Raw genomic sequence first — 508 nt, 5'->3', positions numbered from 1 at the left:
GGCACGGCTGGTCAATACGGCCGCAATCGCAGCCACCGGAATGGTGACGCCATTCCCGGGCACGGCGTACCAATGCTTCCCCCTCCTTTGCTTTTTCGCCCATTCCGTCAGCGACTGCCGAGCTTCCACCCAACGGGATGAGTCACAGTGGGGGTCACGCGCGTGCTCATCTTCAGACACCGGCCGTAACGCCATGGCGGCAGCCCGCCCGAGCATCGGTGGAACAGCGTTACCGATTTGGCGGAACGCGTCGCTTCGGGTGCCCGCGAAGCGGAATCGGTCCGGGAAAGTCTGCAGACGCGCCGCTTCCCGAACGGTCAGAGTTCGCAACTGCTCGGGATGGATATACCAGTATCCATCCTTGGCAATGTGTGCGGTTATTGAACGGCTGATCGAATTCCAGTCAAGCTTCTTATACTTGTCATCAAATGTATCGACCCTGTACCGCCGATACTCCTCGGGGATATCGGCGTACAGAGTGGTGGAATCCATCAGCTTGAATATCTTG

Annotated in this window: 1 protein-coding gene; it reads right to left on the bottom strand. The window is 58.5% G+C overall.

The window, feature by feature from the left end:
* Window positions 1-508: DNA cytosine methyltransferase (locus tag ACFRAM_RS28645; RefSeq protein WP_379470433.1), on the bottom strand; the 508-nt coding region annotated here is incomplete at both ends.

Origin of the sequence: Paenibacillus sp. NPDC056722, assembly GCF_042790635.1 — a bacterium.
GTDB lineage: Bacteria > Bacillota > Bacilli > Paenibacillales > Paenibacillaceae > Paenibacillus_AQ > Paenibacillus_AQ agri.
This window is presented reverse-complemented; position numbering and strand designations above follow the sequence as displayed.